General features: G+C 66.5%; 3 protein-coding genes. All 3 read left to right on the top strand.

Annotated features, from left to right (window positions below; genetic code table 11):
- Positions 1 to 152 precede the first annotated feature (152 nt).
- On the top strand, positions 153 to 710 hold the full coding sequence (gene hslV / locus ABZD10_RS14710) for an ATP-dependent protease subunit HslV (RefSeq protein WP_372887641.1): 558 nt from the start codon (positions 153 to 155) through the stop codon (positions 708 to 710).
- Between the two features lie 56 nt (positions 711 to 766).
- Positions 767 to 2,077, top strand: coding sequence for an ATP-dependent protease ATPase subunit HslU (gene hslU / locus ABZD10_RS14705; protein ID WP_372887639.1), 1,311 nt, complete (start codon positions 767 to 769; stop codon positions 2,075 to 2,077).
- Positions 2,078 to 2,109: 32 nt separating this feature from the next.
- Positions 2,110 to 3,135 (top strand): alpha/beta hydrolase (locus ABZD10_RS14700; protein ID WP_372887637.1); only part of this gene is annotated, 1,026 nt, incomplete at its 3' end.

Below are 3,135 nucleotides of genomic sequence, written 5' to 3'. Positions count from 1 at the left end.
TGGCGCAGGCCGTCCTCGAGATAGAAGGTGACGCGGTGGTCGGACATGGCGGCACGCTAGTGGGGGCGCGCGGGCAGGGCAAGCGGGGCGCGCCGCCCTTGTCTGTCCGCATCGCCCCGTCCATATAGGCAGGCAATGAGCAGGAGGTGCAGATGAGCGAGAATTCCTTTCCCGGCTGGCACGGCACCACCATCATCGGCGTCAAGAAGGCGGGCCGGGTGGTGATCGCCGGTGACGGGCAGGTCTCGCTGGGGCAGACCGTCATCAAGGGCAGCGCCCGCAAGGTGCGGCGCCTGTCGCCCGGCGGCCATGAGGTGGTGGCCGGGTTTGCCGGTTCGACCGCCGATGCCTTCACCCTGCTCGAGCGGCTCGAGACCAAGCTCGAGGCAACCCCGGGCCAGCTGGCGCGGGCCTCGGTCGAGCTGGCCAAGGACTGGCGCACCGACAAATACCTGCAAAAGCTCGAGGCGATGCTGATCGTCTCGGACGGCAAGGAGATTTTCGTCATCACCGGCGCCGGCGACGTGCTCGAACCCGAGCATGACGTGGCGGCGATCGGCTCGGGCGGCAATTTCGCCCTGGCTGCGGCGCGCGGCATGATGGACAGCGACAAATCGGCCGAAGAGGTGGCCCGCGCCGCGATGGCCATCGCCGCCGACATCTGTGTCTATACCAACGGAAACCTGACCGTCGAAACCATCGGCGGCTGAAAACAGGCCCTGTTGCCGCCGGTTTCGCGGCAAACACAAGGCCTGAAGGATTTGACATGACCGACCTGACCCCCCGTGAAATCGTCTCGGAGCTGGACCGTTTCATCATCGGCCAGAACGATGCCAAACGCGCCGTGGCCGTGGCGCTGCGCAACCGCTGGCGGCGCAAGCGGCTGCCCGACGATCTGCGCGAAGAGGTCTATCCCAAGAACATCCTGATGATCGGCCCGACCGGGGTCGGCAAGACCGAGATCAGCCGCCGGCTGGCGAAACTGGCCAAGGCGCCCTTCATCAAGGTCGAGGCGACCAAGTTCACCGAGGTCGGCTATGTCGGCCGCGACGTGGAACAGATCGTCCGCGATCTGGTCGACAGCGCCATCGCCATGACCCGCGAATTGATGCGCGACGAGGTCAAGGCCAATGCCCACCAGGCCGCCGAAGAGCGGGTGATCGCCGCCATTGCCGGCGAGGACGCGCGCGAAGCCACCCGCGAGATGTTCCGCAAGAAGCTGAAATCAGGGGCGCTGGACGACACCGTGATCGAGCTGGAAATCGCCGATTCCTCGAACCCGATGGGCGGTCTTTTCGACATGCCCGGCCAGCCCGGCAGCCAGATCGGCATGATGAATCTCGGCGATCTCTTCGGCAAGGCCATGGGCGGGCGCAAGACCCGCAAGCGGATGACCGTTGCCGAAAGCTACGAGGTCTTGATCTCGGAAGAGGCCGACAAGCTTCTCGACGACGAGACCGTGACCCGCGCGGCGCTGGAAGCGGTCGAACAGAACGGCATCGTCTTCCTCGACGAGATCGACAAGGTCTGTGCCCGCCAGGAGGCGCGCGGCGGCGATGTCAGCCGCGAGGGCGTGCAGCGCGATCTCTTGCCGCTGATCGAGGGCACCACCGTCAGCACCAAGCACGGCCCGGTCAAGACCGACCATATCCTGTTCATCGCCTCGGGCGCCTTCCATATCGCCAAACCCTCGGATCTCTTGCCCGAACTGCAGGGCCGGCTACCGATCCGGGTCGAGCTGCGGGCGCTCAGCGAAGAGGATTTCGTGCGCATCCTGACCGAGACCGACAACGCGCTGACCCTGCAATATACCGCGCTGATGGGCACCGAAGAGGTCAAGGTCGGCTTTACCGAAGACGGCATCCGCGCGCTGGCCCATATCGCCGCCGAGGTCAATCAAAGCGTCGAGAACATCGGCGCCCGCCGGCTCTACACGGTGATGGAGCGGGTCTTTGAAGAACTCAGTTTCACCGCCCCGGATCAATCCGGGCTCGAGGTCACGGTGGATGCGGATTTCGTCGAGAAGAACCTCGGCGAGCTGACCAGGTCGACCGACCTCAGCCGCTACGTGCTGTGACCGGCACCGGCCCTCATGCCGGTCGCCCCGGCGTGACCGGGCGGCTGGTCCTGTTGGTGTCGCTCTTGGTGCTGGCGGGTTGCGTCGACCGGGTCGCGGCGCCGGTGATCGCCGCCGATACCCTGTCCGGCGGCCACCGGGTCGAGGTGCTGGTGGCCACCAACCGGGCCCGCAACGAGGCCGGCTTCTTCGATCGCGGGCGGCAGCAAGAGCTTCAGTTTGCCCGCGCAGAAGTGTCGATCCCGCCGGTGCACCGGCCCGGCGACGCGCCGCGCTACAGCCCCGAGCCCAAGCCCGACCGCCATTTCGCCCTGACCGCCGAAGACCCGATCGCCGGCGAGCGGGCCTTTGTCGCCGCCCTGCGGCAGGCGCTGTCGCAACGCCCGCCCGAACATCGCGAAGTCACGCTTTACGTGCACGGCTTCTACAACGGCTATGCCGATGCGGTGTTCCGCATGGCCCAGATGCACAGCGACTTTGCCATGAAGGGCGTGCCGGTGGCCTTTTCCTGGCCCAGCGCGGCTTCGCCAGCCGGCTATGCCTATGACCGCGACAGCGTGCTTTATTCGCGCGACGCGCTCGAGCGGGTGATCGGCCTTGCCGCCCGTGCCGGGGCCCGCAACCTGGTGCTCCTAGGCCACAGCATGGGCAGTTTCCTGGTGATGGAGACCCTGCGCCAGGCCGATCTGAAGCGGCCGGGCTGGGTGGCGCAGAACGTCGATGCGGTGGTGCTGATGTCGCCCGACATTTCCGTCGACGTGTTCCGCGCCCAGACCGGGGACATGCGCCGCCTGCCGCGCGAATTCATCGTCGTCACCTCGCAGAAAGACGTCGCGCTGCGCCTGTCGACTCGGGTCAGCCTCGAACGCGACCGGCTCGGGCTGGGCAACAGCGCCGCGACCCTATCCGATCTGCCGATCACCTTTGTCGATCTCACAGATTTCAGCGATCGCGACACCAATTCGCATTTCGTGGCGGCGGAATCGCCGGCGCTGATCGCCCTCATTGCCGCCGCCAATGACCTGCCGGGCCATGTCGAACCCGGCAACCGCACCCTG

Source organism: Shimia sp. (assembly GCF_041624275.1).
Classification (GTDB): Bacteria; Pseudomonadota; Alphaproteobacteria; order Rhodobacterales; family Rhodobacteraceae; genus Shimia.
This window is presented reverse-complemented; position numbering and strand designations above follow the sequence as displayed.

Bases quoted from the DNA above. Each gene is read 5' to 3' on its own strand.
- hslV (WP_372887641.1), top strand. From the start codon at position 153: ATGAGCGAGAATTCCTTTCCCGGCTGGCACGGCACCACCATCATCGGC.
- hslU (WP_372887639.1), top strand. From the start codon at position 767: ATGACCGACCTGACCCCCCGTGAAATCGTCTCGGAGCTGGACCGTTTC.